This is a genomic window from Streptomyces sp. NPDC090083 (assembly GCF_044747445.1).
Taxonomy (GTDB): Bacteria; Actinomycetota; Actinomycetes; order Streptomycetales; family Streptomycetaceae; genus Streptomyces.
Genome location: NZ_JBIVED010000002.1, coordinates 448,523 through 473,528, shown reverse-complemented (window position 1 = coordinate 473,528; position 25,006 = coordinate 448,523). Strand labels below are relative to the sequence as shown.

The following is a 25,006-nucleotide window of genomic DNA, read 5'->3' as shown; positions in this document are numbered from 1 at the left end:
CGTGCAGGTATGGCCAATGATCCCCGCCATGAACTTCGGACGGCTCGCGGCGATGGGCACGGTCGCCGTGCTGATCCTGATCGCCGGGGTGTGGGGCTCCTGGCCGACCGCGCACAACGTGATGCTGACCAAGGGCCGCGAGCACGGCACGGTCCGGGTCACCTCCTGCGGCGACGCCACCTGCACCGGCCCGTACACACCGGTGTCGACCGGATCGAGCCCCCGCGCAAAGGTCGTCATCGACCACACGGTCGCGGTGACCAAGGGCCGGACGTACACCGTGATCGTGAAGCCCGGAACCGACGAGGTGATGCGCTCGGGTCCCGCCGGCGTCCTCTACGCCTGGGTCCCGCTCGGCGGTGCCCTCCTGCTGGCCTCGGTGGTGGTCGCGGGCGGCCTGCGGCTGACCCGGACCGCATGGGTGCTGGCCGGGTCGGGGATCGCCCTGCTGACGGCGGCGTTCCTGGCCATCTGACCGGTCGTAGGACACAGGAGTGCCCCCGGGCCGTCGAAGCGGCTCGGGGGCACTCGTGTTGTCGCCGGTCGGCCGGTGGGTCAGCCGGTGTTGCGCAGGCCCGCCGCCACGCCGTTCACCGTGAGGAGCAGGGCCCGGCTCAGCAGCGGGTCGGGGTCCGCGCCCGCCGCCGCCTCGTCGCGCTGGCGCTTCAGCAGGGCGACCTGGAGGTAGGAGATCGGGTCGAGGTAGGCGTCGCGGATGGTGAACGTCTGCTGCAACACCGGGTTGGCGTCGAGGAGTTCGGTCTCACCGGTGATGCGCAGCACCTCGGCCACGGTCAGGTCGTGCTCGGCCCGGATCGTGTCGAAGACGTGCTTCAGTTCGTCCGGGACGAGGGTGTCGACGTAGTGCTGGGCGATCCGCAGGTCCGTCTTCGCGAGGGTCATCTCGACGTTCGAGAGGAAGTTGCGGAAGAAGTGCCACTGCTCGTGCATCTCGTCGAGCACGGTGTCCAGGCCCGCCTCGCGCAGCGCCTTCAGCCCCGAGCCCACGCCGAACCAGCCCGGCACGATCTGCCGGGACTGGGTCCAGCCGAACACCCACGGGATGGCGCGCAGTCCGTCGAGCGAGACGCCCGAGCCGGGGCGGCGGGAGGGCCGCGAGCCCAGGTGCAGTTCGGCGAGCTGGTCCACCGGCGTGGAGGCGAGGAAGTACGTCGGCAGGTCCGGGTCCTCGACCAGCCTGCGGTACGCGGAGTGGGCCGCGTCGCTCACCACGTCCATCGCCGCGTCCCAGCGGGCCAGCGCCTCGTCGGACTGGCGGGGCGAGGTGTGCAGGGCGGAGGCCTGGAGCGTGGCCGCGACGGTCAGTTCGAGGTTCTCGCGGGCCAGGGACGGCACGAGGTACTTGTCGGAGATGACCTCGCCCTGCTCGGTCACCTTGATCTCGCCCTCCAGAGTGCCCCAGGGCTGGGCGAGGATCGCGTCGTGCGAGGGACCGCCACCGCGGCCGACGGTTCCGCCGCGGCCGTGGAAGAGGCGGAGCCGGACGCCGTAGCGGTGGGCCACGTCCCGCAGGCGGCGCTGCGCCCGGTGGATCTCCCACTGCGAGGTCGTGATGCCGCCGAACTTCGACGAGTCGGAGTACCCGAGCATGACCTCCTGGACGTCCCCGCGCAGCGCCACCAGGCGCCGGTAGGACGGGTCGGAGAGCATGTCCTCAAGGATGGTGTCGGCGGCCTTCAGCTCGTCCGTGGTCTCCAGCAGCGGCACGATGCCGACCTTCGCCCAGCCGGCGTGCAGATCGAGGAGTCCGGCCTCGCGGGCCAGCACGGCGGCGGCGAACACGTCGTCGGCGCCCTGGCACATCGAGATGATGTACGACTCGATGACCTCGGGCCCGAAGACGGCGAGCGCCTTCTTGACGGTCTCGAAGACGCCGAGGGTCTTCTCGCCGGCCGCGTCGACGGGCGCCGGGGTGGGGGCCAGCGGCCTCCTGGACCGCAGCTCCTTGGCGAGCAGCTTCGCCCGGTACTCGCGGGGCATGTCGGAGTACCGCCAGGACTCCTCGCCGAGCCGGTCGAAGAGCTGGCCGAGCGCGTGGTGGTGGGCGTCCGCGTGCTCGCGCACGTCCATGGTGGCGAGCTGGAGGCCGAACGCGGCGAGCGTGCGGATCGTACGGTCCATGCGGCCGTCGGCGAAGAGGCCGCCGCGGTGGGCGCGCAGGGAGGCCTGGATCAGGGTGAGGTCGTGCAGCAGCTCGGCGGTGCCCAGGTAGTCGCGGCCGTCCTCGTGCGGGGTGCCCTTGGCCAGCCGGCTCTTGGTGTTCTCCAGCTTCTGCCGGATGCAGGTGGCCTTGAGGCGGTACGGCTCCTCGGCGTTGAGGCGCTTGTAGCGGGGGCTGATCTCGGGCAGCCGCTCCAGGTCCGCCTGGAGGGACCCGAGCAGTTCCTCCGTCGCACCCGTGTAGCGGATGGAGTTGGAGAGGAAGCCGCGCAGCTCGTCGATCGTCTCCAGCGCGTCGTTGATGCCGTGCTCGTGCTGGAGGATCAGGACGTCCCAGGTGACCTGGGGGGTGACGTTCGGATTGCCGTCCCGGTCGCCGCCGATCCAGGTGCCGAAGGTGAGCGGGCGGGTGTCGTCGGGCAGCTTGACGCCGACGCGCTCCAGCTCGGCCGTCAGGTCCTCCAGGACGTCTCCCACGGCGCCCGCGTGCAGCTCGTCCAGGTAGTAGATGGCGTTGCGGGCTTCGTCGGCGGGTTCCGGGCGTACGACGCGCAGCTCGTCGGTCTGCCACACCAGGTCGATGTTCTCGGCCAGTCGGGTGTCGTAGCGACGGCGGTCGGACTCGATGACCGGGGTCTCCAGGAGCGTGGCGATGCGCCGGAGCTTGTTGAGGACCGACCGGCGCGCGGCCTCGGTGGGGTGCGCGGTGAAGACCGGCCGCACGTTCAGGTTCCTGACCGTCTCGCGCAGGTGGTCGGGGTCGGCGTCCTTGAGGCGGTCGGCCGTCCGGGCGAGGAGACCGCCCTCGGCGGCGCGGCGGGCGCGCAGCTCGCGGCCGCGGTGCACCTGCTCGGTGACGTTGGCCAGATGGAAGTAGGTGGAGAAGGCGCGGACGAGCTTGGCGGCGGTCTCCAGTTCGGTGCCGCGCAGCAGCTCGGCGGCGGCCTCGCCGTCCTCCCGGGTGAGGCGGCGGACCTTCTCGACCAGTTCGAGCAGCTCGGGGCCCTCCTGGCGGACAAGGGTCTCGCCGAGCAGGTCGCCCAGGCGCCGGATGTCGGCGCGCAGCTCGTTGTTGGTCGTGGTGGCCTGGTCGTCGGCACTGCTCACAGGTGCGGCTCCTTGCAGTGTTTGAAGCTCGTCTGGAGGGAACCCGGAGGCGGTCCCGCGGCGGCTGCCGCTTACGGGACGGACATCCGGGAAGAAATCAGAGCGGACCGCGCTGTCCGACCGACACCAAGGATAGGTGTCCACTCTGACGCGCGGTCTCACGGGCTTCGTCCACCGGTCGACGCACTGCCATACTTACGTCGCCGTAGGTTACGGAACCGTAGGGATGTCCATGCTGAACTGCCACTGCCCGGCTCCCGCCGTCCGACGCTCCGCCTCCACCTCCGAACCCCACAGGGGACGCCCATGACCACGAGCTCCGATGTGATCGACGACGCCCCGCGGGCGAACGACGACGGCACTCCACTGCCCGCCGCCACACGGGGCGGCGAGAAGAAGGGGACGCTGGAACAGCTCACGCTCCTCCTCTTCATCACCGTCCCCTTCGTCGCCCTGATCGCGGCGGTGCCGCTGGCCTGGAGCTGGGGCGGGGTGAGCTGGCTGGACCTCGGCCTGCTCGTGTTCTTCTACTACCTCGGCTGCCACGGCGTGACGATCGGCTACCACCGGTACTTCACGCACGGCTCCTTCAAGGCGAAGCGCCCGCTGCGGATCGCCATCGCCATCGCCGGGTCGATGGCCGTCGAGGGTCCGCTGGTGCGCTGGGTCGCCGACCACCGCAAGCACCACAAGTTCTCCGACGCCGAGGGCGACCCGCATTCGCCGTGGCGCTACGGCGAGACCGTGCCGGCCCTGCTCAAGGGCCTGTGGTGGGCGCACATCGCGTGGATGTTCGACGAGGAGCGCACCCCGCAGGAGAAGTACGCGCCGGACCTGATCAAGGACCGTGCGATCCGGGCGATCTCCCGCCAGTTCATCTTCTGGACGATGCTCTCGCTCGCGCTGCCGCCGCTGATCGGCGGGCTGGCCACGATGTCCTGGTGGGGCGCGTTCACCGGCTTCTTCTGGGGCTCGCTCGTGCGGGTCGCGCTGCTGCACCACGTGACCTGGTCGATCAACTCGATCTGCCACGCGGTCGGCAAGCGCCCCTTCAAGTCCCGGGACCGCTCCGGCAACGTGTGGTGGCTGGCGGTCCTGTCCTGCGGCGAGTCCTGGCACAACCTGCACCACGCCGACCCGACCTCCGCGCGGCACGGCGTGATGCGCGGCCAGCTGGATTCCTCGGCCCGGATCATCCGCTGGTGCGAGCAGCTCGGCTGGGCCTATGACGTGCGCTGGCCGTCACGCTCGCGTATCGATTCGCGCCGTATCTCCGCCGCGGACGGCTCCGAGCCCCGGAAGGAGTCGGCGGAGGCGGCATGATTGACGCCGTGGCGACCGATCCCAGCAGTACCCCGAGCAACGAGAAGCCCCGACGCGCGCGCCGCACCCGGATGACGGGAGCGGAACGCCGGGCCCAGTTGCTCGAGGTCGGTCGCACGCTCTTCGCGACGAAGGGCTTCGAGGCCACGTCGGTGGAGGAGATCGCGGCGAAGGCCGGGGTGTCCAAGCCGGTGGTCTACGAGCACTTCGGCGGCAAGGAGGGCCTGTACGCGGTGGTGGTGGACCGCGAGATGCGCCGCCTGCTGGACATGGTGACCAGCTCGCTGACGGCGGGCCATCCCCGCGAACTCTGCGAACAGGCGGCCTTCGCCCTCCTCGACTACATCGAGGAGTACACGGACGGCTTCCGCATCCTGGTCCGCGACTCCCCCATCCCCCAGTCCACCGGGTCCTTCGCGTCCCTGATCTCGGACATCGCGACGCAGGTCGAGGACATCCTCGGCCGCGAGTTCAAGAGCCGGGGCTTCGACGCGAAGCTGGCCCCGCTCTACGCCCAGGCCCTCGTCGGCATGGTCGCCCTGACCGGCCAGTGGTGGCTGGACGTCCGCCGTCCGAGGAAGGCCGAGGTCGCCGCGCACCTGGTGAACCTGGCGTGGCACGGGCTGGACGGCCTGGAGTCGAAGCCGCACCTGATAGGACGCCGGAAAAGCTGAACCCCTGGTGCGGGAAAGAGGCTGAACCCCCAGTGCGGGGAAACAGAAGGGCCCCTGCCGTCCGGCAGGGGCCCTCACCGCTTTTGGCGTCAGCGCTTGAACGCGTCCTTCGCCTTCTCCTTGGCCTGCCGAGCGTCTCCCTTGGACTTCTCGGCCTGTCCCTTGGCCTGCATGGACTCGTTTCCCACGGCACGGCCCACGGTCTCCTTGACCTTGCCCTTGGCCTGTTCCTTCTTGGCCTTGGCCTTCTCGTCCTTCGCCACGGTTCATCACTCCCGGTCGGTTCGGATCTGGGAACTCGGTGCCACCGACCGAGTAGCCGCGATACCACAGCGCAAACACCGCTCAGCCCGCCGGCTCCAGGAACTCCAGCCGGTTCCCCACCGGGTCCTCGGAGTAGAACCGGCGGTGTCCCGGCAGGTCGTGGTCCCACGTGACGGGCGCCCCGAGGGACGTCAGCCGCGCCGCGTACGCCTCGATGCCGGTCACCCGGAGCCCGGGATGCGCCTTCCGCGCCGGGCGGAAGCCGTCCTCGACGCCCAGGTGCAGTCGCACCGCCCCCGCCCCGAACCAGCATCCGCCGCGCGCGGCCAGCACGGGCGGCTTCGCGATCTCGGTCATCCCGAGGACGTCGACGTAGTACCGCCGCAGCGCGTCCTCCGAGCCGGCCGGAGCGGCCAGCTGCACATGGTCCACGGCCGCGAGCATCCCTCACGCCTCCTTCCACGCCACCACGAACAGCCGCCGGAACGGGAGCACCGTTCCGTAGGCCTTCGTCGGGTACGCCTCGCGGAGCAGGTCGCGGTACTCGCCCACGAAGGCGTCCCTCGCCTCTGGGTCGTCCGACAGGGCGGTGAGGACCGGACGGAGGCCGGTGCCCTTGACCCAGTCGAGGACCGGGTCGTCGCCGGACAGGACGTGCTGGTACGTCGTCTGCCAGATGTCGGGGGCGCAGCCGAGGCGGGCCAGGTGGTCGAGGTAGACGCCGGGGGCGTGGACGGAGTCCTCGCGGCGCAGGACCTCGCCGAGGCGGTGCTTCCAGCGGGCGGTGCCGGCCAGTTCGCGCATCAGGGCGTGCAGGGGGGCGTCGATGTTGTCCGGGACCTGGAAGGCGAACGTGCCGCCGGGGGCCAGCGCGGTGACCCAGTCGCCGAACCGGTCCAGGTGACCCGGCACCCACTGCAGCGCCGCGTTCGAGACGATCAGGTCGTACGTCTGGGCCGGTGTCCACTCCGTCGCGTCCGCGTGGGCGAAGTCGAGCCGGCCGCCGCCGGGGGTGGGACCGGCGTGGGCCTCGGTCCTGGCGAGCATCTCGGGCGAGTTGTCGTAGCCGGTGATGTGCGCGGTGGGCCAGCGGTCGGCGAGGACGATGGTCACGTTGCCGGGGCCGCAGCCGAGGTCGGCGATGCGGGGTGCGGTGGCGGGGAGTTCGCCGACGCGGGCGAGCAGGTCGGCGAACGGGCGGGCGCGGTGGCCGGCGTGGCGCAGGTACTGAGCGGGGTCCCAAGTCGTCATGTCCTCCACCTTTCCTGCCCGTCTATCTCGATGTCAAGATACTTGTGGTCGAGAAGCTCGACATCAAGAGACTTCATGTCGACACAACCACTACACTGATCGCCATGGAGGACGAGGTCGATCGGCTTGTCGCAGCGTGGCGCCGGGAGCGCCCCGACCTCGACGTGGAGCCACTCGAAGTGCTCAGCCGGGTGAGCAGGCTGGCCCGGCATCTGGACCGGGCCAGGCGGCTGGCGTTCGCCGAGCACAGCCTGGAGCCCTGGGAGTTCGACGTGCTGACGGCGCTCAGGCGCGCGGGCAGCCCCTACCAGCTCTCCCCCGGCCAGCTGCTGACGCAGACCCTGGTCACGTCCGGCACGATGACGAACCGCATCGACCGGCTCGCGCAGAAGGGCCTCGTCGAGCGGCTCCCCGACCCCAGCGACCGCCGGGGCGTCCTGGTCCGCCTCACCGACGAGGGCCAGGACCGGGCGGACCAGGCCCTGGCCGGACTGCTGGCGCAGGAGCGCGCGATCCTCGCGGAACTCTCCCGCGCCCAGCGGGGCGAACTGGCGGGCCTGCTACGCCAGTTGACCGCCCCGTTCGACAACATCCCCGGCTAGGTCGACGGGACCGACCCCGGCGCGCCGCGCGAGCGCGACCGCCGCGAGGGTGGAGTGGACGCCCAGCTTGCCGAGCACGTTCTGCATATGCGTCCGGACCGTGTGCGGGGAGAGGAACAGCCGCTCGGCGACCGCCTTGCGCCCCAGCCCGGCCACCATGCAGCGCAACACCTCACGCTCCCGCGGTGTCAGCGACTCCACCAGGCGCTCGCTCTCGGTGCGGTGCTTGCGCGCGGCCGTCAACTCCCGCAGGACGCCGGTCAGCAGAGCCGGCGGCAGATGCGTCTCGTCGCGCAGGACACCCCGTATGACGGTTAAAAGCCTGGACAGCGAGCAGTCCTTGGCGACCCAGCCGGAGGCCCCGGCCTGGAGCGCCAGCGCGGCCCGGCGCGGATCGTCCTTCTCGGCCAGCACGACCATTCGCACGCTCGGCTGGGCCGAACGGACCCCGGCGACCAGGGAGATCCCGTCCACCAGCCCGTCCTCGTTGCCCGCCTGAACCGGGACGGCGGGCCGGACGCCCGGGACGTTGCCGCCCAGGTCGGCGTCCACGAGCAGGACGTCGAATCTGCGGCCCTCGGCGGACGCGCGCTCCATGCAGCGCAGCGCCGCGGGACCGCTGCCCGCCGCGGAGACGTCCACGTCGGGCTCGGCCGCCAGCGCCGCGGCGAGCGATTCGGCGAAGATGCGATGGTCGTCGACGACCAGGACTCGGATGCGAACCACGAAACCCCCTTCCCCAGGCTCCTGGTGGAGCAGGGGATACCTCATCGTCGGGAGACGAAGCGATGATTGCGGGTACGACGCCCGGGGCGGTCCGCGTCGCACGGCCGCCGCCATGCAGACACTGCTACCCCCACATCGGGCGTCGTACCCGACTTGTCTCGCCCCCTGATCAGCACCGGCCCCCACCGGTGCCGCTCACAGCGTACGGCCGGGGCGCGGCAGCGTAACCCCATTTGCAGAACTGACTGTCCGGCGCGTTTATGGTGAGCCGCATGTTTCGTATTGAGACGGAAGTCGACAAAGAGCGACGCGATCTGCTCCGCGCCCGGCTGCTCGAGACCAACACGGCCGCGTCGCCGGTGCTGCGCGCGCTGCGCGGAACCCCTCGCGAACGTGAAGTGCCGCTCCATGTGTGGGCGTTGGACGCCGTCGGTGATCTCGCGGGCGGACTGGTCGGGCACAGCTGGGCGGACTGGCTGCATGTGACGTACCTGTGGATCGACGACCGCCACCGCGGCACCGGGCTCGGCTCACGGCTGCTGGACGAGGCGGAGCGGATCGCCCGCGAGGAGCGCGGCTGCGGGGCGTCCCGCCTGGAGACCTGGGACTTCCAGGCGCCGGGCTTCTACCAGAAGCGGGGATACCAGGTGGTGAGCGTGATCCCGGACTATCCGCCGGGGATCACCGAGTACACCCTCACCAAGGACCTGCGGTGACAATGGCCGGTTCTCGCCGCGCGTCGGAACGGGCCGCCGCGGGGCGGCACGGGTCGTCTAAGGTCCCTGGCCGTGACATCCACTTCAGCCACCACCGCGGAGCGTCCGGGACCGGCATCACTGTGGCGTGAGCCCGCGTTCGTGCTGCTCGCGAGCGCGCGGACCGTGTCCGTGCTGGGCAACGGCTTCGCCGCCGTGGCCCTCGCCTTCGCCGTCCTCGCCCTCCCCGGGGCCGGTCCGGGCCGGCTCTCGCTCGTGCTGGCCTGCCAGGCGTTGCCGCAGCTGATGTTCATCCTGGCGGGCGGGGTCATCGCGGACCGCATGTCACGCGCCCGGCTGATGGCACTCGCGGAGGCGATGGGCGCCGTCGCCTACACGGGCCTGGCCGCGCTGGTGCTGTCCGGGCACGCGCCGCTGCCCGCGATGTGCGTGCTGGCGGTGGCGGCGGGTACCGCCTCGGCCCTGTTCATGCCCGCGATGGAGGGCATCGTGCCGCTGATCGTCTCCGGCGAACGCCTCCAGCGGGCCAACGGTCTGCTGCGGGTGGGCACCAACAGCGCCCGGCTGCTGGGCCTCGCGCTGTCGGGCGTGACCGTGGCCCTGGTGGGAGCGGGCTGGGCGCTCGCGCTGAACGCCGTGTCCTTCGTCGTCAGCGCGGCCCTCACCGTCCGTCTCCCGGTCGCCGCGCGCCCGCCCAGGAAATCCACCGGCTGGGCCGATCTCCGGGAAGGCTGGCGGGAGTTCGCGTCCCGCCAGTGGCTGTGGGCCGTGGTGGCCCAGTGGTCGATCGTGATCGCGGCGCTCAACGCGAACGTGGGAGTCCTCGGCCCGCTCACCGCCGACCGCTACCTCGGCGGTGCCCGCGCCTGGTCGGTCATCGTCGCCGCGCAGGCCCTGGGCACGATCGCCGGCGCGGGGCTGGCCGCCCGGGTCCGGGTCCGCCGCCCGATCCTGGTGGCCGTGCTCGCCACCCTCCCCGCGGCCGTCCCGATCGCGCTCCTCGCCGTCCGCGCCCCGGTCTGGCTGATCGCCACCGCGATGTTCACCGCCGGGATCTCCAACGACGTCTTCGGCGTCCTGTGGGCCACGACCATCCACCGCGAGATCCCCGAGGAGTCCCTCTCCCGCGTCAGCTCCTACGACGGCTTCGGCTCGCTGGCCTTCGCCCCGCTGGGCCTGCTCGTCGCGGGCCCGCTCGCGACGACCGTCGGCCTGGGCCACACCCTCGCCGGCTGCGCGACCCTGATCGTCCTCGCCACACTCGGAGCACTGCTGGCTCCGGGAGTACGAGCGCTGCGCACGACGCCCTGACGGGGGCTGGGGAGGTGGACATCTGGCCGGACTGCACCGCGTGGAGCCACCGCATCCTGACCGCCGCCGACCGGCTCCCCGACGCCCGCCTCCGCCGCCAACAGCGGTACGGGAACTGGCGGTTGCACCCGGGCACGGCCGACGCCCTGCTACGGACCCTGCTCACCCTGGGCATCCACGCGCTCGCGCTGGACGCCCAGACCCAGGGAAAGCCGCACACGCCGGCCACGATCGGCAGACTCCGGCTGGCCGACGTGGCGGACACCGTGTCGCGGCGCCCCGACCATGAACTGCTCGCCGGTCTCCCCGCCCTCGACGGGACCGACCGCCTGCACGTCGACGTGGTGCGAATCCTCACCTACGACAGCGCGTCCGCGCTCACCGCGGCACGGCTGCGCACCCTGGCCCACGGCGAACTGCTCCGCCTGACCGCAAGCCTCCCGGCCACGGACCCCGTCTGCGACGACATTCCCGGGTGAGCGAAGACGCCCCGGTTGCCCAGGGCGTCTTCTCACGGCAGCCGACTTCTATAGCCGGCCTTCTTCTCGGGCCTGCCGTCAGCTCAGGCGTCGTGCGCCCGCTGAAGGGACCGCCGGGAACACGCGTGGCGCGGCGTAGCCCGCCGTGGTGAAGGCCTCCTCGACCGCCTTGGTGACCGTGTCCGCGTCGTCGGCCTCCACGAGGACGACCGCCGAGCCGCCGAAGCCGCCGCCGGTCATGCGGGCGCCCAGCGCACCCGCGCCGACCGCGGTGTCGACCACGAGGTCCAACTCCGGGCAGGAGATGCGCAGATCGTCACGGAGGGAGACATGGCCCTCGGTGAGGACCGGGCCGATCGCGCGCACCTCGCCCGCGTCGAGCAGGCGGATGACCTGGTCGACGCGGTGGTCGTCGGAGACGACGTGGCGGACGTAGCGCCGGATCCGCTCGTCCGACAGGCGGGCCAGCGACGACTCCAGGTCCGCGTACGCCACGTCCCGCAGGAACGGCACGCCCAGCTGCCGCGCGCCCTCCTCGCAGCCCTCCCGGCGCTCCGCGTACGCGCCGTCGCCCAGCGCGTGCTTCACGCGGGAGTCGACGACCAGGAGCGAGAGGCCCTCCGACGCGAGGTCGAAGGGGATCTGACGGATCGACAGGTCCCGGCAGTCGAGGTGCAGCGCGTGGCCGTCCTCGCAGCAGGCCGAGGCCGTCTGGTCCATGATGCCGCAGGGCACGCCGACGAAGTCGTTCTCCGCGCGCTGCGCGTAACGGGCCAACTCCTGCGCGGACAGGCCGAGTTCGAAGAGGTCGTTGAGGGCGAGCGCGGTGACGACCTCCAGGGCCGCCGACGACGACAGGCCCGCGCCCGTCGGGACCGTGGACGACAGGTGGATGTCCGCGCCCGTCACCTCGTGCCCCGCCTCGCGCAGCACCCACACCACACCCGCCGGGTACGCGGCCCAGCTGGTGTTCGTGCGCGGGGCGAGTTCCCCGACCCGCAGCTCGACGACGGGGCCCTCGATGTCCGCCGAGTGCAGGCGCAGGACGCCGTCGTCGCGGCGGGACACCGCCGCCACCGCCGTGTGCGGCAGGGCGAGCGGCATCACGAAGCCCTCGTTGAAGTCGGTGTACTCGCCGATCAGGTTGACCCGGCCCGGCGCGGCCCAGACGCCCTCGGGAGCCGTCCCGTACAGCTCCTCGAAGCCCTCGCGTACACCCACGTGCGATCCCCTAGCCCTTCGGTCAGTTCGATACGTTCTGCGCGAACGCCCACGCGTCCGCGACGATGCCCGCGAGATCCGCGCGGGACGGGTTCCAGCCGAGGCGCTCCTTGGCCAGGGTCGCCGAGGCCACCAGGGTCGCCGGGTCGCCGCCGCGGCGCGGGGCGACGACCTCGGGGATCGGGTGCCCGGTGACCTGGCGGACCGTCTCGATGACCTGGCGGACGGAGAAGCCCTCGCCGTTGCCCAGGTTGCAGATCAGGTGCTCGCCCGGGGTCGCCGCCTTCAGCGCGAGCAGGTGCGCGTCGGCCAGGTCGGCGACGTGGATGTAGTCACGGACGCAGGTGCCGTCCGGCGTCGGGTAGTCGTCGCCGTAGACGGAGATCGCGTCGCGCTTGCCCTGGGCGACCTGGAGGACGAGCGGGATGAGGTGCGACTCGGGCTGGTGCCGCTCGCCGCACGTGCCGTACGCACCGGCCACGTTGAAGTAGCGCAGCGAGACCGCGCCGAGGCCGTGGGCGGCGGCCTCGCTGGTGATCATGAAGTCGACCGACAGCTTCGACGCGCCGTACGGGTTCGTCGGGGAGGTGCGGGCGGTCTCGACGATCGGGACCTCCGCGGGCTCGCCGTAGGTGGCGGCCGTGGAGGAGAAGACGAGCGTGCGGACGCCGGCCTCGCGCATCGCGGCGAGGAGGGCCATCGAGCCGCCGACGTTGTTGTCCCAGTACTTCTCGGGCTTCACGACGGACTCGCCGACCTGGGAGAACGCGGCGAAGTGGAGGACGGCGTCGTAGGAGGAGTCGAGCCACTTGGCCGCGTCCCTGATGTCGCCCTCGATGAAGGAGGCACCCGCCGGTACGCCCTCGCGGAAACCCGTCGAGAGGTTGTCCAGGACGGTGACCTCGTGGCCCGCCTCCAGCAGGTGCTGGGCGACCACGCTGCCGACGTACCCCGCTCCGCCCGTGACCAGGTACTTACCGCTCATCAACTCGCTACCTCTCGCACTCGCTCGGCCGCGCGCTCCGGCGGCACGTCGTTGATGAACACACTCATGCCGGACTCGGAACCCGCGAGGAACTTCAGCTTGCCGGACGTACGGCGAATGGTGAAAAGCTCGAGGTGGAGCGCGAAGTCGTCGCGGCTCACCCCGTCGAACTCCTCCAGCGTGCCGAACGGCGCCTGGTGCCAGGCGGAGATGTACGGCGTCGGAGACTCACTCTCACCGAAGATCCGGTCGAAGCGCCTCAAGAGTTCCAGATAGACCTGGGGGAACTCTGTGCGCGCCGCCTCGTCGAGCCCGAGCAGATCCGGCACCCGGCGCTTCGGGTACAGGTGGACCTCGTAGGGCCAGTGCGCGGCGTACGGCACGAAGGCGGCCCAGTGTTCACCCTCAAGGACGACCCGCTCACCGGCGAGTTCACGCTCCAGGACCGAGTCGAAGAGGTTCTCCCCGCCGGTGGCCTCCTTGTGGGCCGCGAGGGAACGCAACATCAGTGCGGTGCGCGGGGTGGTGAAGGGGTAGGCGTAGATCTGGCCATGGGGATGACCGAGCGTCACGCCGATCTCCTCCCCCCGGTTCTCGAAACAGAAGACCTGCTCGACGGAGGGTAGATGCGACAGTTCCGACGTCCGGTCGGTCCACGCGTCGAGGACGAGGCGCGCCTGCTCCTCCGTCAGCGAGGCGAAGGACGCGTCGTGGTCGGAGGTGAAGCAGACCACCTCGCAGCGCCCGGAGTCGCCGGCCAGCGAGGGGAAACGGTTCTCGAAGACGGCGACGTCGTACGACGAGTCCGGGATCTCGCTGAGCCGGTCGCCGGTCGTCGGGCAGAGCGGGCACTGGTCGGCCGGGGGGTGGTACGTGCGGCCCTGGCGGTGCGAGGCGATCGCCACCGCGTCGCCGAGCAGCACGTCGTGCCGTACCTCCGAAGTGGTGACCGTGCGCTCCAGCGGGCGTCGGTCCACCGCGTCGCGCACGGTGTCGTCCCGCAGGTCGTAGTAGATGAGCTCACGACCGTCGGCCAACCGGGTCGAGGTCTTCTTCACGCCGGGCTCTCCATCCGTACGTACATCCACGCTTCACACATAACCCAACACAGAACCGAACACATCAAACCACAAATCCCCCCAGCCGTCACCATCACAATCAAACAAAGAACACCAAACTAGAGACATCAACCGCACCGATCCGGAAACCCGCAAGACCAACCGCCAACCCCTACCTAGGTGAGCGCTTGATGCAGATCCCCACCTCTCTCGCCGCCGAGCTGCGACTCCCCACCAACGGGCTGGACTACACGATCCTGGCGATCTACTTCGTGGTCGTCCTCGGCATCGGACTGGCCGCCCGCAGATCGGTGAAGACGAGCCTCGACTTCTTCCTCTCCGGGCGCTCCCTGCCCGCCTGGATCACCGGTCTCGCCTTCATCTCGGCCAACCTGGCCGCGACCGAGATCCTCGGCATGGCCGCCAACAGCGCCCAGTACGGCGCCTACACCGTCCACTGGTACTGGATCGGCGCCATCCCCGCCATGGTCTTCCTCGGCCTGGTGATGATGCCCTTCTACTACGGCTCGAAAGTGCGCTCGGTCCCCGAGTTCCTGCTGCTGCGCTTCGACAAGGCGGCACACCTGCTGAGTTCGATCCTGTTCGCCTTCGCCGCCATCCTGATCGCGGGCGTGAACCTCTACGCCCTCGCGATCGTCGTCGAGGCGCTGCTGGGGTGGCCTCAGTGGGTGGCGATCGTGGTCGCCGGCGCCTTCGTCCTCGCGTACATCACCCTCGGCGGACTCTCGTCGGCGATCTACAACGAAGTGCTCCAGTTCTTCGTGATCCTCGCCGCGCTGATCCCGATCTCCTACCTCGGCCTCAAGAAGGTCGGCGGCTGGGACGGGCTGACCCACAAGCTCGACGCGGCCCACGGCCACAACTTCACCACCGCGTGGGGCGGCACCGGCATCGGCAGCACGAACCCGCTCGGCGCGAACTGGCTGACGATCGTGCTCGGCCTGGGCTTCGTGCTGTCCTTCGGCTACTGGACGACCAACTTCGCCGAGGTCCAGCGCGCCCTGTCCGCGAAGAACCTCTCGGCCGCCAAGCGCACCCCGCTGATCGCCGCGTACCCGAAGGTCTTCATCGTCTTCCTGGTGATGATCCCGGGCCTGGTGGCCGCCGCGCTCGTCCCGAAGATCGGCACCAGCGGCTCGGACCTCCAGTACAACGACGCGATTCCCTACCTGATGCAGGAGCTGCTGCCCAACGGCGTCCTCGGCATCGCGGTCACCGGTCTGCTCGCCGCGTTCATGGCCGGCATGGCGGCCAACGTGTCGTCCTTCAACACCGTGTTCACCAACGACATCTGGGCCAAGTACGTGGTGAAGGACCGCGAGGACGAGTACTACGTCCGCTTCGGCCGCCTGATCACGGTGATCGGCGTCGCGGCCTCGGTCGGCACGGCCTTCCTGGCGTCCTCCTTCTCCAACATCATGAGCTACCTCCAGACGCTCTTCTCCTTCTTCAACGTGCCGATGTTCGTCGTCTTCATCGTCGGCATGTTCTGGAAGCGGGCCACCCCGAAGTCCGGCTTCTGGGGCCTGCTCGCGGGCACGGTCACCGCGATGGTCAACTACTTCTGGATCTACAAGCAGGGGATCATCTCCATCCCCTCCGACCAGGGCGCCAACTTCGTCTCCGCCATCGCCGGCTTCGTCGCCGGTGCGGTGGTCATGTTCGCCGTCTCCCTCTTCACCCGGCCCAAGCCGGCCGAAGAACTCCAGGGCCTGGTCTACGGCACCGCCAGCCCCGGCATGAGCGAGGCGCCGGCCGCGGGCGACGACGCGTGGTACCGGCGGCCCGCGCTCCTCGGCTGGGGCGCGGTCGTCCTGGCCGCCGTCTGCTACATCCCGTTCTCGTTCTAGTCGCGGAAGGATTGAGAGACCATGTCTGAAACCTCAGGACAGCCCGACCACTCCGGGCGCTCCGAACACGACGTCCACCGCGAAGTCACCGACCTGGAGACCAAGTCCACGACGGCGTCACGCCTGTTCGACCTCCGGCTGATCATCGGCGGCCTGTTCGTCGTCTACGGGATCATCGTCACGATCGCAGGTATCAGCCCGTCCCAGGCCACGCTGGACAAGGCCGAGGGCGTCAACATCAACCTCTGGACCGGGCTCGCGATGCTGCTCCTCGGCGTCTTCTTCCTGGGCTGGCTGAAACTCCGCCCGACACCTCCGGTGGAGGTCAGCACGGAGGAGGAAGAGGGGGCGTAGAGGGGTGTGCGTAGCGCGGGGAACTGCGCGCCTGCCTCCGGCGGATCGGAGGGGCGGGGCTCGGGTCGGTTGCCGGGTGCGCGTGCGTTGCGGCTGGTCGCGCAGTTCCCCGCGCCCCTGAGGGTGACCCGGGCCGGACCTGATCGCTCCCCTGGCTCCCGCGGGGCAGGAAGAGGGGGCTCGGGTCGCCTGCCGGGTGCGCGTGCGTTGCCGCTGGTCGCGCAGTTCCCCGCGCCCCTGACGGCGATCCGGTCGGGCGTGTTGGGCCGTGGCCCTGAACTTCGCCCTGCCTCCGGCGGATCAGGAAGAGGGGGCTCGGGTCGGGCGCGCGTTGCGCCTGGTCGCGCAGTTCCCCGCGCCCCTGAGGGGGATCCGGTCGGGCGTGTTGAGTCGTGGCCCTGATCGCGCCCCTGCCTCCGGCGGGGCAGGATTCGGTCTTCGGGTGGGGTGGTCAGGGGGGCGGGGTCGAGTTGTGCAGGGGGGTCGCCCTGTCCAGGAGGCCTGTGCGGGCTGCCAGGGCCGCTGCCTCCAGGCGGGAGCCCACGCCCAGTTTCATCAGGACCCGCTGGACGTGGGTCCTGGCCGTCGACGGGGCGATGCCCATGCCCGCCGCGATGAGGCGGGTGTCCTCGCCGTCGGCGACCCTGACCAGGACCTCCACCTCCCTCGGGGTGAGCATCTGGAGGAGGCGCTGGCCCTCGTCGTCGGGCTGGGCCGCCGGGTTGAGCAGTTCACTGAAGGCGCCCTGGAGCAGTTGGGGGGCCACGGCCGCCTCGCCCGCCCTGGCCTTCATGATCGCCCGCTCCACGCCCTCGATGCGCTCGTCGTGGCGGACGTAGCCCGAGGCTCCGGCCGCGAAGGCCGCCGCGATGCCCCGGGGGCTCGGGACCGGGCCCAGGACCAGGACGGCCACCTGGGGACGTTCACGTTTGATTTTCGTCACCGGGTCGAAGATGCCCGGCTCGGCCGGTGTCGCCGTGCCGAGCAGGCACACCTCCGGCGCGCGGCTGATCACCAGTTCCGCCGCGCCCGCCGCGGGTGCCGCCGCCGCCAGCACCCGGTGTCCCCGCAGCTTCAGTGCCGAGGCCAGCGCCTCGGCGAGCAACCGGTGGTCGTCGACCACCATCAGCCGCACTCCCATCGAGCAACCCCCCAGTCCCCCCAATGGATGCCCACTATGGCTGCCCACCGGTCCCCACGGACAGAGGGCCCCCAGCACCCCCGTCCTTCATGCCCCCGGAAGCTACACGCTTGTTCGACGTTGCGCTGCCCCTACTGGAGAGAAGTGCCCCGGATCGACTGACTTTTTCGCATTCCGGGTGTTCGGGGGTGATGGGGGGTGGTGGGGGTGATGGGGTCGTGGGGGTGGTGCGGGGGGTCAGCCCGCCGTGCCGAACGCGATCGCCAGGTCCTTGTCCCCCGTCGACGACGTCGAGGCCTTGTCCGCGTAGACCGCCGACATGTAGAGGTGGCCCTCCGCGTAGAGGATCTCCGCGTAGTCCGGGAGGAAGGTGGTCTCGGTCTGCCGCGTCTTGTCCGCGCTCGGGTTCTCCAGCAGCTTGGTCTCCTTGAAGGAGGTGCCGTCGATGCTGACGATCTGGCCGCCCTTGTTGTACGGCGGGGACTTGTACGCGATGACGTTGGTGCCGTCCATGCGCAGCGGGACGATGGTGTAGCCGTCGCCCGCGTCGGCGCGCTGGCCGGTCTGCTTGCCGGTGGCGAGGTCGAAGGCGACGATCTCGTTGGTCTGGCTGTAGGAGTCGCCGGAACCGTCGTGGTCCTCGGTGGGCACGTACAACCGGTCGTTGCCCACGGCCAGTTCGGTGCAGTACTCGACCCGGGTGATCCCGTCGCAGCGGGCCGCGTACTGCTTGCCCGGCGCCGAGATGTGCGAGCGCAGCGCACCGGTCTTGTTGTCGATGGAGAAGAAGTCCGAGATGCCGCTGCCGTCGCCCGCGCTGTCGCCGACGTCGGCCGCGACGACCAGCGGGTCGGTCGACACGATGCTCGCGTACTCGATGCCCTGGGCCATCTTGTAGTCCGAGATCACCTTCCCGGAGACCGGGTCGATGGTCTGGATGTGCAGGACGGGGTTGTCGTACGTCCCGCACCGGCGCACCGCGACCAGCTTCGCGCCGCCGCCGTATCCGGCGTCGTAGCAGTCGGCGACCTTCGGGCTCCACAGGACCTTGCCGGTGGAGATGTCGAAGGCGGCGCCGCCGTCGGTGCTGCCCACGGCCACGGTGTTCCCGCTGACCGTGACGTTCCCGAAGCTGATCGGCTGGTCACCGGAGTTGGCCGTCTTCGTCCACAGCTTGGTGCCCGCGTCGAGGTCGATCGCGGCGATCTGGCTGCAGCCGTGCGAGGGCTTGTCCTTGGTCGGCATGGCGGGCTCGTAGAGGATCGCCGTCTTGTCGTCGGTGGTGGTGTGCTTCGTCGCCTGGCAGACCGGGCCGGGGAGCTTGATCGTCCACTGCTCGGCGCCGGTGTCGCGGTTGTAGCCGACGACCTCGGCGCTGCCGGTCTTGGCGTACACCTTGTCGGTGAGCCAGGAGCCGGAGGTCACCATGGTGTCGGCGACCTTGGGCATCGGGACCTCGAAGAGGACCTTGGACGCGGTGTCGGCGGGCACCTTCTCCTTGCCGCCGGACGTGGTGCCGCCCTTGTCGTTCGTGCCGCCGGTGGCGCCGCTGGAGCTGGCGGTCTTCTTCGTGTCGTCGTCCTTCTTGCCGGACGAGGACGAGTACCAGATGCCGCCGCCGACGATCAGCGCGATCGCGACGACCGCGGCGGTGATGATCACCGCGGGTGCACCGAACTTGCGCCCGCCGCCGCCCGGGTGGCCCGGCTGCGGGTGCAGCGGCATGGTCGCCGGCTGCCCGGGATAGCCGTAACCCGGCTGCTGGCCATAGGGGTTGGGCTGCTGCGGCTGCTGCGCGTACGGGTTCGGCTGCTGGCCCGGGTAGCCGTAGCCGGGCGGCGGGGCCTGCGGGGGTCCCTGCGGCGGCTGGGGCTGCTGCGGCTGCTGGGGGTAGCCGTAGACCGGTGGCTGCTGGGGCGGGGGTGCCTGCGGGTAGCCGTAGCCCGGCGGGGTCTGGGGCGGGGTCTGGGGCGGCTGCTGCGGCTGCGGCTGCGGCTGCTGCGCGGGCTGGTCCTGGGGCGGGCCGAAGCCGCCCTTCGGGGGCTCGTTGGACGGGGGCGGTGGGGGTGTGGTCATGACGAACACCTCGGGGAGGACGGCGGGACGGGGAGAAGTCGGGGTCTCACTTGCCGTACGCGAGCATCAACTTCTCCTTCGTGTCGTCATTGCCGTTCAGCCGGGTCGACGAGATGTAGAAGCGTCCGTCGACGTAGTCGATGTCCCGGGAGAAGAAGCTCGACTCGATCTTCGCGGTGCCCGCGGGCATCTGCAGCAGCTTCGTCGTCGGGTGCGAGGAGCCCGCCGTGGGGACGGACACGATCTGGCCGCCCGCGTCGTACGACGCCTCGACGTAGGCGATGAGCCGGCCGCCCTGGACCTTGACCGGGACCATCGACACGGCCTCGGGCGACTTGACGCGCCACTTCTCCTTGCCGGTGGCCAGGTCGATCGCGACGATCTGGTTGGCGCCGGTGGTCGCGTCCGTCGGGAGGTACAGGGTGTCCGCGTCGACCGCGACGCCCTGGCAGCCCTGGAGGTCGGTGTCGAGGAACGACGAACTGCACGTCGGCGCGAAGGTGGCCTTGGAGTCGACCTGCGAGCGGACCGAGCCGTCGGACTTCAGCGTCGAGATGTTCCAGTGCTTGCGGTCCGAGTCGGTCATGTAGAGGACGACCGGGTCCACCGAGTACGTGCGGGACACCGACCATCCCTTGGGGATCGTCTTGGTCCACCTGACCTTGCCGGTCGCCGGGTCCAGCTCCTGCACCTCGTCGTGCTCGTTCGAGGTGCTCGCGCCGCAGGACGAGACCGCGATCAGCTTCGCGCCGCCCGCGAACGCGGACGGGAAGCAGGCCGCGCCGTACTTCTTCTTGTCGAAGAGCTTCTTGCCGGTGTCCACGTCGTACGCGACGCCCGACTGCGAGCGGCCCACCATCAGCGTCTTGCCGGAGATGGTCAGCCCGACGCTGAGCGCGCTGTCGAAGAGACCGCCGTCCGGGACGACCCCCGACCAGCCCTTCGCACCGGTGCCGAGATCGACCTGCTGGAGCTGGTTGCACTTGGCGTTGTCGCTGACACCGCTCTCGTACGCGACGACGATCTTGCCGTCCGCCGAATTCGCCGGGGTGACCGCGCAGATCTTCTGCGGGAAGGTGACCGTGGGCCAGGTCGGCTTGCCGTCGCTCACGTTGTAGGCGACGAGTTCCTTGTACGCCGCCTTCACCGCGGTCTTGCCGGTGATCCACATGCCGGGGGCGTCGGCGCCGGAACCGGGCGCGTCCGGCGCCTCCTTGTACCAGAGCACCTTCGCCTCGCCGGCCGCGCGGCCCGCGTTGAGGTCCTCGGAGTCGCTGCCGCCGTCGCCGCTGCCGTCACCGGGGTCGACCGGGTCGTCGGTGGCGGTGCCGCCGGAGGGCGTCGGGCTGCCGCTCTTCTGCGCGACCGGCTTCTTGTCGCCGCCGTCTCCACCGGCGACCGCCCACACCGTGCCGCCGACCACCAGGAGCCCGGCCACCGCGGCCGCGATCACCAGCGCCGGGCGCCCCTTGAAGGGGTTGCGGGAGCCGCCGCCCGGAGGGGGCGGCGGGGTGAACTGGGGCGGCGGGTAGCCGTAACCGGGCTGCTGGCCGTAGGGACCGGGCTGCTGCGGCGGCTGGCCGTACGGGCCGGGCTGCTGCGGCGGCTGTTGCGGATAGCCGTACGGGCCGGGCTGTTGCTGCTGCGGATAGCCGTAGCCGGGCTGCGGCGGTACCGGGGCGCCGAAGCCGCCGGACGGTGGCTGTGGCGGCTGGTTCGGCGGCGCTCCGTAACCGCCGGACGGCGGCTGTTCGGGCGGCTGAGTCATCAGCGGCTCCCCCTCGTTCACTGATTTTTAGCCACGCCCCGAGCCTCGCGCGGCGCCCGGAGTCGTCTTCAGACAGTTCTCAGACTGCCCTTTCTATCACTCGACCGACCACGGACAACGGGCCGGTTCCTCCCTGTTCCCAAGGGAGGACCGGCCCGTGACGCCCCCGTTATGCGCCTTCACCCGCCCTTCACGCGTCTTCGGCGAGTTCCAGCCACCGCATCTCCAGTTCGTCCCGCTCGCCACTCAAGTCCCGCAGCTGTGCGTCCAATTCGGCCACTTTCGCGAAGTCCGTGGCGTTGTCGGCGATCTGGGTGTGCAGCTTGGCCTCCTTCTCGGAGACCTTGTCCAACTGCCGCTCGATCTTCTGGAGTTCCTTCTTCGCGGCCCGCTGGTCGGCGGCGCTCACCGCGGGCGCGGCCTTCTCCACCACGGGGGCGGCAGCGGCGGCGGCCTCCTCCATGCGGTGGCGGCGCTCCAGGTACTCGTCGATCCCGCGCGGCAGCATCCGCAGGGTCGCGTCGCCCAGCAGCGCGAACACCTTGTCGGTGGTGCGCTCGACGAAGAACCGGTCGTGCGAGATCACGATCATCGACCCCGGCCAGCCGTCGAGGACGTCCTCCAGCTGGGTCAGGGTCTCGATGTCGAGGTCGTTGGTGGGCTCGTCGAGGAAGAGCACGTTGGGCTCGTCCATCAGCAGCCGCAGCAACTGGAGCCTGCGGCGCTCACCGCCGGACAGGTCCCCGACCGGCGTCCACTGCTTCTCCTTGTTGAAGCCGAACGTCTCGCACAGCTGCCCGGCGGTCATCTCCCGCCCCTTGCCGAGGTCGACCCGCTCCCGCACCTGCTGCACGGCCTCCAACACCCGCAGCGTGGGCTTGAGTTCGGCGACCTCCTGCGAGAGGTAGGCGAGCTTCACGGTCTTTCCCACGACGACCTTGCCGGCCGCGGGCTGGGTCTCGCCGTCGCTGCGGGCGGCCTCGGCGAGGGCACGCAGCAGGGAGGTCTTGCCGGCGCCGTTGACCCCGACCAGGCCGACGCGGTCGCCGGGGCCGAGGTGCCAGGTGATGTGCTTCAGCAGGACCTTGGGCCCGGCCTGGACGGTCACGTCCTCCAGGTCGAAGACCGTGCGGCCCAGCCGCGAGGACGCGAACTTCATCAGCTCGCTGGTGTCGCGCGGCGGCGGCACGTCCGCGATCAGCTCGTTGGCCGCCTCGACCCGGAAGCGCGGCTTGGACGTACGGGCCGGGGCGCCCCGGCGCAGCCACGCCAGCTCCTTGCGGACCAGGTTCTGCCGCTTGGTCTCCTCGGTGGCGGCGATGCGCTCGCGCTCGGCGCGGGCGAAGACGTAGTCCGAGTAGCCGCCCTCGTACTCGTAGACGTCGCCCTTCTGCACGTCCCACATGCGGGTGCAGACCTGGTCCAGGAACCAGCGGTCGTGGGTGACGCAGACGAGCGCGGAGCGCCGCTCGCGCAGGTGCCGGGCGAGCCAGGAGATGCCCTCGACGTCCAGGTGGTTCGTGGGCTCGTCCAGGACGACCAGGTCCTGGTCCTCGATGAGCAGCTTCGCCAGCGCGATACGGCGGCGCTCACCACCGGAGAGCGGGCCGATCACGGTGTCCAGGCCCTGCGGGAAGCCCGGCAGGTCGAGCCCGCCGAAGAGTCCGGTCAGCACGTCGCGGATCTTGGCGTTGCCCGCCCACTCGTGGTCGGCCATGTCCCGGATGACCTCGTGGCGGACGGTCGCGCCGGGGTCCAGGGAGTCGTGCTGGGTGAGGACGCCGAGGCGGAGTCCTCCGGAGTGGGTGACGCGGCCGGTGTCGGACTCCTCCAGCTTGGCGAGCATCCGGATCAGCGTGGTCTTGCCGTCACCGTTGCGCCCCACGACCCCGATCCGGTCCCCTTCGGAGACACCGAGCGAGACGCCGTCGAGCAGGGCACGGGTGCCGTACACCTTGCTGACGTTCTCGACATTGACCAGGTTGACGGCCATTTCTCTCCTGACAGGGGGGACGGTCAGCCTCCCAGAGTAGTGCGCGGCGGGAGGCTGACGGTCCGCGCAGGTCAGGTGAGGGTCAGACGGGCGCGAGGACGGTCGCCCCCGCCGCCGGAGCCGTCGCCGTGCGGACCGTCCGGCAGGTGCCGGAGGCCGTCAGCGCGTCCGCCACCTCCGCCGCCGAACCGGGGTCGCGGACGAGGAACGCCGTCGTCGGGCCCGAGCCGGAGACGAGCGCGGCCAGGGCGCCCGCGGAACGCCCCGCGGCGAGGGTGCCGGCGAGTTCCGGGAAGAGCGACAGGGCCGCGGGCTGGAGGTCGTTGGAGACGGCGGCGGCGAGCGCGTCCGGGTCGCCCTTGGCGAGGGCGTCGAGGAGGGGCTGCGAGGCGACGGGCTCGGGGATGTCGGTCCCCGCCGCCAGTCGGTCGAACTCCCGGAACACCGCCGGGGTCGACAGTCCCCGCCCGGCCATCGCGAAGACCCAGTGGAAGGTGCCGCCGGTCTCCAGGACGGTCAGCTTCTCACCGCGCCCGATGCCGAGCGCCGCCCCGCCCACCAGACTGAACGGCACGTCGCTGCCCAACTCCGCGCAGATGTCGAGCAGTTCAGCCCGCGAGGCACCGGTGCCCCACAGCGCGTCGCACGCCACCAGCGCGCCCGCCCCGTCCGCGCTGCCGCCCGCCATGCCCCCGGCGACGGGGATGTCCTTGGCGATGTGGATGTGCACGGCGGGGTCACGGCCGTACCGCCCGGCGAGTGCCACGGCCGCCCGTGCGGCCAGGTTCGTGCCGTCCAGGGGGACCTGGGCCGCGTCCGGGCCCGTGCAGGTGATGCGGAGCGCGTCGGCGGGGGTCACGGTGACCTCGTCGTGGAGGCCGACGGCGAGGAAGACGTTGGCCAGGTCGTGGAAGCCGTCGGGGCGTGCGGCACCCACCGCGAGCTGGACGTTGACCTTGGCGGGGACGCGGACGGTGACGCTCACTTACCGGGCTCCTTCGGGGGTTCGGGGGTCGTCTCCCGGGCCGGCGCGGCCTCCGCGATGCGCGCGAACTCCTCCACCGTCAGCGACTCGCCCCGGGCCTGCGGCGAGACGCCGGCCGCGACGAGGGCCGCCTCGGCCGCCGCCGCCGATCCCGCCCAGCCGGCGAGCGCCGCCCGCAGGGTCTTGCGGCGCTGCGCGAAGGCCGCGTCGACCACGGCGAACACCTCGCGCCGGTCGGCGGTCGTCTTCGGCGGCTCCGTCCTGCGGGTGAGCGCGACGAGTCCGCTGTCGACGTTCGGCGCGGGCCAGAAGACGGTACGGCCGATGGAACCGGCCCGCTTGACCTCGGCGTACCAGTTCGCCTTCACGGACGGGACGCCGTACACCTTCGAACCCGGCGCCGCGGCCAGCCGGTCGGCGACCTCCGCCTGGACCATGACCAGCGTGCGCTCGATGCTGGGGAAGTGCTCCAGCATGTGCAGCAGGACCGGTACGGCCACGTTGTACGGCAGGTTCGCGACGAGTGCGGTGGGGGCCGGGCCCGGCAGCTCCGTGACCTGCATGGCGTCCGAGTGCACCAGCGCGAAGCGGTCCGCCCGGGCCGGCATCCGTGCCGCGACCGTCGCCGGGAGCGCGCTCGCGAGGGTGTCGTCGATCTCCACGGCGGTGACGCGGTCGGCCACCTCCAGCAGGGCGAGGGTGAGCGAGCCGAGGCCGGGACCCACCTCCACGACCACGTCGTCGGGACCGACGTCCGCGGTGCGGACGATGCGGCGGACCGTGTTCGCGTCGATCACGAAGTTCTGGCCGCGCTGTTTGGTCGGACGGACGTTCAGGGCGGCGGCGAGTTCGCGGATCTCGGCGGGGCCAAGGAGTGCGTCGGAGAGGGGGTCGGGGAGGGGGTTGCTGCTCACGACGTC

Annotated in this window: 23 protein-coding genes; 9 read left to right on the top strand and 14 right to left on the bottom strand. The window is 70.9% G+C overall.

Features of this window, described 5'->3' with window-relative positions; genetic code table 11:
• Positions 1–28: 28 nt before the first annotated feature.
• Positions 29–475: a hypothetical protein gene (locus ACIPTO_RS07945; protein WP_366316649.1), complete on the top strand. Its 447-nt coding sequence runs from the start codon at positions 29–31 to the stop codon at positions 473–475.
• Positions 476–555: 80 nt separating this feature from the next.
• Here the strand turns inward: ACIPTO_RS07945 and ppc are convergent, their stop codons facing one another.
• Positions 556–3,288 carry a phosphoenolpyruvate carboxylase gene (gene ppc, locus ACIPTO_RS07940; RefSeq protein ID WP_366316651.1) on the bottom strand — a complete coding sequence of 911 codons (2,733 nt, stop codon included), beginning with the start codon at positions 3,286–3,288 and terminating at the stop codon, positions 556–558.
• Between the two features lie 306 nt (positions 3,289–3,594).
• Here ppc and ACIPTO_RS07935 point away from each other — a divergent pair, with 306 nt between their 5' ends.
• Both ACIPTO_RS07935 and ACIPTO_RS07930 read left to right on the top strand, forming a co-directional pair.
• Positions 3,595–4,611, top strand: coding sequence for a fatty acid desaturase (locus ACIPTO_RS07935; RefSeq protein WP_366316653.1), 1,017 nt, complete (start codon positions 3,595–3,597; stop codon positions 4,609–4,611).
• Positions 4,608–5,285, top strand: coding sequence for a TetR/AcrR family transcriptional regulator (locus ACIPTO_RS07930; RefSeq protein ID WP_366316655.1), 678 nt, complete (start codon positions 4,608–4,610; stop codon positions 5,283–5,285). The genes ACIPTO_RS07935 and ACIPTO_RS07930 overlap by 4 nt, the downstream gene beginning before the upstream one ends.
• An 89-nt stretch (positions 5,286–5,374) precedes the next feature.
• On the opposite strand, the gene ACIPTO_RS07925 is transcribed toward ACIPTO_RS07930, so the two are convergent.
• The 3 genes from ACIPTO_RS07925 to ACIPTO_RS07915 all read right to left on the bottom strand — a co-directional run bounded on the left by ACIPTO_RS07925 (position 5,375) and on the right by ACIPTO_RS07915 (position 6,800).
• On the bottom strand, positions 5,375–5,548 hold the full coding sequence (locus ACIPTO_RS07925) for a CsbD family protein (protein WP_366316657.1): 174 nt from the start codon (positions 5,546–5,548) through the stop codon (positions 5,375–5,377).
• Positions 5,549–5,630: 82 nt separating this feature from the next.
• A complete protein-coding gene (locus tag ACIPTO_RS07920) occupies positions 5,631–5,993 on the bottom strand; it encodes a VOC family protein (RefSeq protein ID WP_366316659.1) in 363 nt (120 codons plus the stop codon).
• A 3-nt stretch (positions 5,994–5,996) separates the two neighbouring features.
• Positions 5,997–6,800 carry a trans-aconitate 2-methyltransferase gene (locus ACIPTO_RS07915; protein ID WP_366316661.1) on the bottom strand — a complete coding sequence of 268 codons (804 nt, stop codon included), beginning with the start codon at positions 6,798–6,800 and terminating at the stop codon, positions 5,997–5,999.
• Positions 6,801–6,904: 104 nt separating this feature from the next.
• Here ACIPTO_RS07915 and tamR point away from each other — a divergent pair, with 104 nt between their 5' ends.
• On the top strand, positions 6,905–7,402 hold the full coding sequence (gene tamR / locus ACIPTO_RS07910; protein WP_200685517.1) for a MarR family transcriptional regulator TamR: 498 nt from the start codon (positions 6,905–6,907) through the stop codon (positions 7,400–7,402).
• On the opposite strand, the gene ACIPTO_RS07905 is transcribed toward tamR, so the two are convergent.
• Positions 7,361–8,128 carry a response regulator transcription factor gene (locus ACIPTO_RS07905; protein WP_043684893.1) on the bottom strand — a complete coding sequence of 256 codons (768 nt, stop codon included), beginning with the start codon at positions 8,126–8,128 and terminating at the stop codon, positions 7,361–7,363. The two genes, tamR and ACIPTO_RS07905, sit on opposite strands and share 42 nt — an antisense overlap.
• A 260-nt stretch (positions 8,129–8,388) precedes the next feature.
• Here ACIPTO_RS07905 and ACIPTO_RS07900 point away from each other — a divergent pair, with 260 nt between their 5' ends.
• The 3 genes from ACIPTO_RS07900 (at position 8,389) to ACIPTO_RS07890 (ending at position 10,634) form a co-directional block, all read left to right on the top strand.
• The gene (locus ACIPTO_RS07900; RefSeq protein ID WP_366316664.1) at positions 8,389–8,844 is read left to right on the top strand and encodes an N-acetyltransferase; all 456 of its coding nucleotides are present in this window, start codon (positions 8,389–8,391) and stop codon (positions 8,842–8,844) included.
• A gap of 72 nt (positions 8,845–8,916) precedes the next feature.
• A complete protein-coding gene (locus tag ACIPTO_RS07895; protein ID WP_401190170.1) occupies positions 8,917–10,155 on the top strand; it encodes an MFS transporter in 1,239 nt (412 codons plus the stop codon).
• 14 nt (positions 10,156–10,169) lie between these two features.
• Positions 10,170–10,634, top strand: coding sequence for a hypothetical protein (locus ACIPTO_RS07890; RefSeq protein WP_401190169.1), 465 nt, complete (start codon positions 10,170–10,172; stop codon positions 10,632–10,634).
• 78 nt (positions 10,635–10,712) lie between these two features.
• Here ACIPTO_RS07890 and galK read toward each other — a convergent pair whose 3' ends face one another.
• The 3 genes from galK to galT are packed head-to-tail and all read right to left on the bottom strand — an operon-like array spanning position 10,713 to position 13,898.
• Positions 10,713–11,855: a galactokinase gene (gene galK / locus ACIPTO_RS07885; protein ID WP_401190168.1), complete on the bottom strand. Its 1,143-nt coding sequence runs from the start codon at positions 11,853–11,855 to the stop codon at positions 10,713–10,715.
• Positions 11,856–11,877: 22 nt separating this feature from the next.
• Positions 11,878–12,840, bottom strand: coding sequence for a UDP-glucose 4-epimerase GalE (gene galE, locus ACIPTO_RS07880; RefSeq protein ID WP_401190167.1), 963 nt, complete (start codon positions 12,838–12,840; stop codon positions 11,878–11,880).
• Complete coding sequence (galT, locus tag ACIPTO_RS07875) at positions 12,840–13,898, bottom strand: galactose-1-phosphate uridylyltransferase (protein ID WP_401190166.1); 1,059 nt, start codon at positions 13,896–13,898, stop codon at positions 12,840–12,842. Before galT ends, galE begins: the two co-directional genes overlap by 1 nt.
• Positions 13,899–14,089: 191 nt before the next feature.
• Between galT and ACIPTO_RS07870 the strand changes: the two genes are divergently transcribed.
• Together ACIPTO_RS07870 and ACIPTO_RS07865 are read left to right on the top strand one after the other, a co-directional pair.
• On the top strand, positions 14,090–15,769 hold the full coding sequence (locus ACIPTO_RS07870; RefSeq protein WP_366316674.1) for a sodium:solute symporter family protein: 1,680 nt from the start codon (positions 14,090–14,092) through the stop codon (positions 15,767–15,769).
• A 21-nt stretch (positions 15,770–15,790) separates the two neighbouring features.
• The gene (locus ACIPTO_RS07865) at positions 15,791–16,123 is read left to right on the top strand and encodes a hypothetical protein (protein WP_366316676.1); all 333 of its coding nucleotides are present in this window, start codon (positions 15,791–15,793) and stop codon (positions 16,121–16,123) included.
• 451 nt (positions 16,124–16,574) lie between these two features.
• On the opposite strand, the gene ACIPTO_RS07860 is transcribed toward ACIPTO_RS07865, so the two are convergent.
• The 6 genes from ACIPTO_RS07860 to rsmA all read right to left on the bottom strand — a co-directional run bounded on the left by ACIPTO_RS07860 (position 16,575) and on the right by rsmA (position 25,000).
• The gene (locus tag ACIPTO_RS07860; RefSeq protein WP_366316678.1) at positions 16,575–17,264 is read right to left on the bottom strand and encodes a response regulator transcription factor; all 690 of its coding nucleotides are present in this window, start codon (positions 17,262–17,264) and stop codon (positions 16,575–16,577) included.
• Between the two features lie 237 nt (positions 17,265–17,501).
• Entirely contained in the window at positions 17,502–19,340 is a 1,839-nt protein-coding gene (locus ACIPTO_RS07855) for a PQQ-binding-like beta-propeller repeat protein (RefSeq protein ID WP_401190165.1), read from the bottom strand.
• A gap of 46 nt (positions 19,341–19,386) precedes the next feature.
• A complete protein-coding gene (locus ACIPTO_RS07850; RefSeq protein WP_401190164.1) occupies positions 19,387–21,108 on the bottom strand; it encodes a PQQ-binding-like beta-propeller repeat protein in 1,722 nt (573 codons plus the stop codon).
• 190 nt (positions 21,109–21,298) lie between these two features.
• Positions 21,299–23,101, bottom strand: a complete 1,803-nt coding sequence (locus ACIPTO_RS07845; RefSeq protein WP_401190163.1) for an ABC-F family ATP-binding cassette domain-containing protein — start codon at positions 23,099–23,101, stop codon at positions 21,299–21,301.
• Positions 23,102–23,183: 82 nt separating this feature from the next.
• The gene (locus ACIPTO_RS07840) at positions 23,184–24,086 is read right to left on the bottom strand and encodes a 4-(cytidine 5'-diphospho)-2-C-methyl-D-erythritol kinase (protein WP_401190162.1); all 903 of its coding nucleotides are present in this window, start codon (positions 24,084–24,086) and stop codon (positions 23,184–23,186) included.
• Positions 24,083–25,000, bottom strand: coding sequence for a 16S rRNA (adenine(1518)-N(6)/adenine(1519)-N(6))-dimethyltransferase RsmA (gene rsmA, locus ACIPTO_RS07835; protein ID WP_401190161.1), 918 nt, complete (start codon positions 24,998–25,000; stop codon positions 24,083–24,085). Before rsmA ends, ACIPTO_RS07840 begins: the two co-directional genes overlap by 4 nt.
• Between the last annotated feature and the right edge of the window lie 6 nt (positions 25,001–25,006).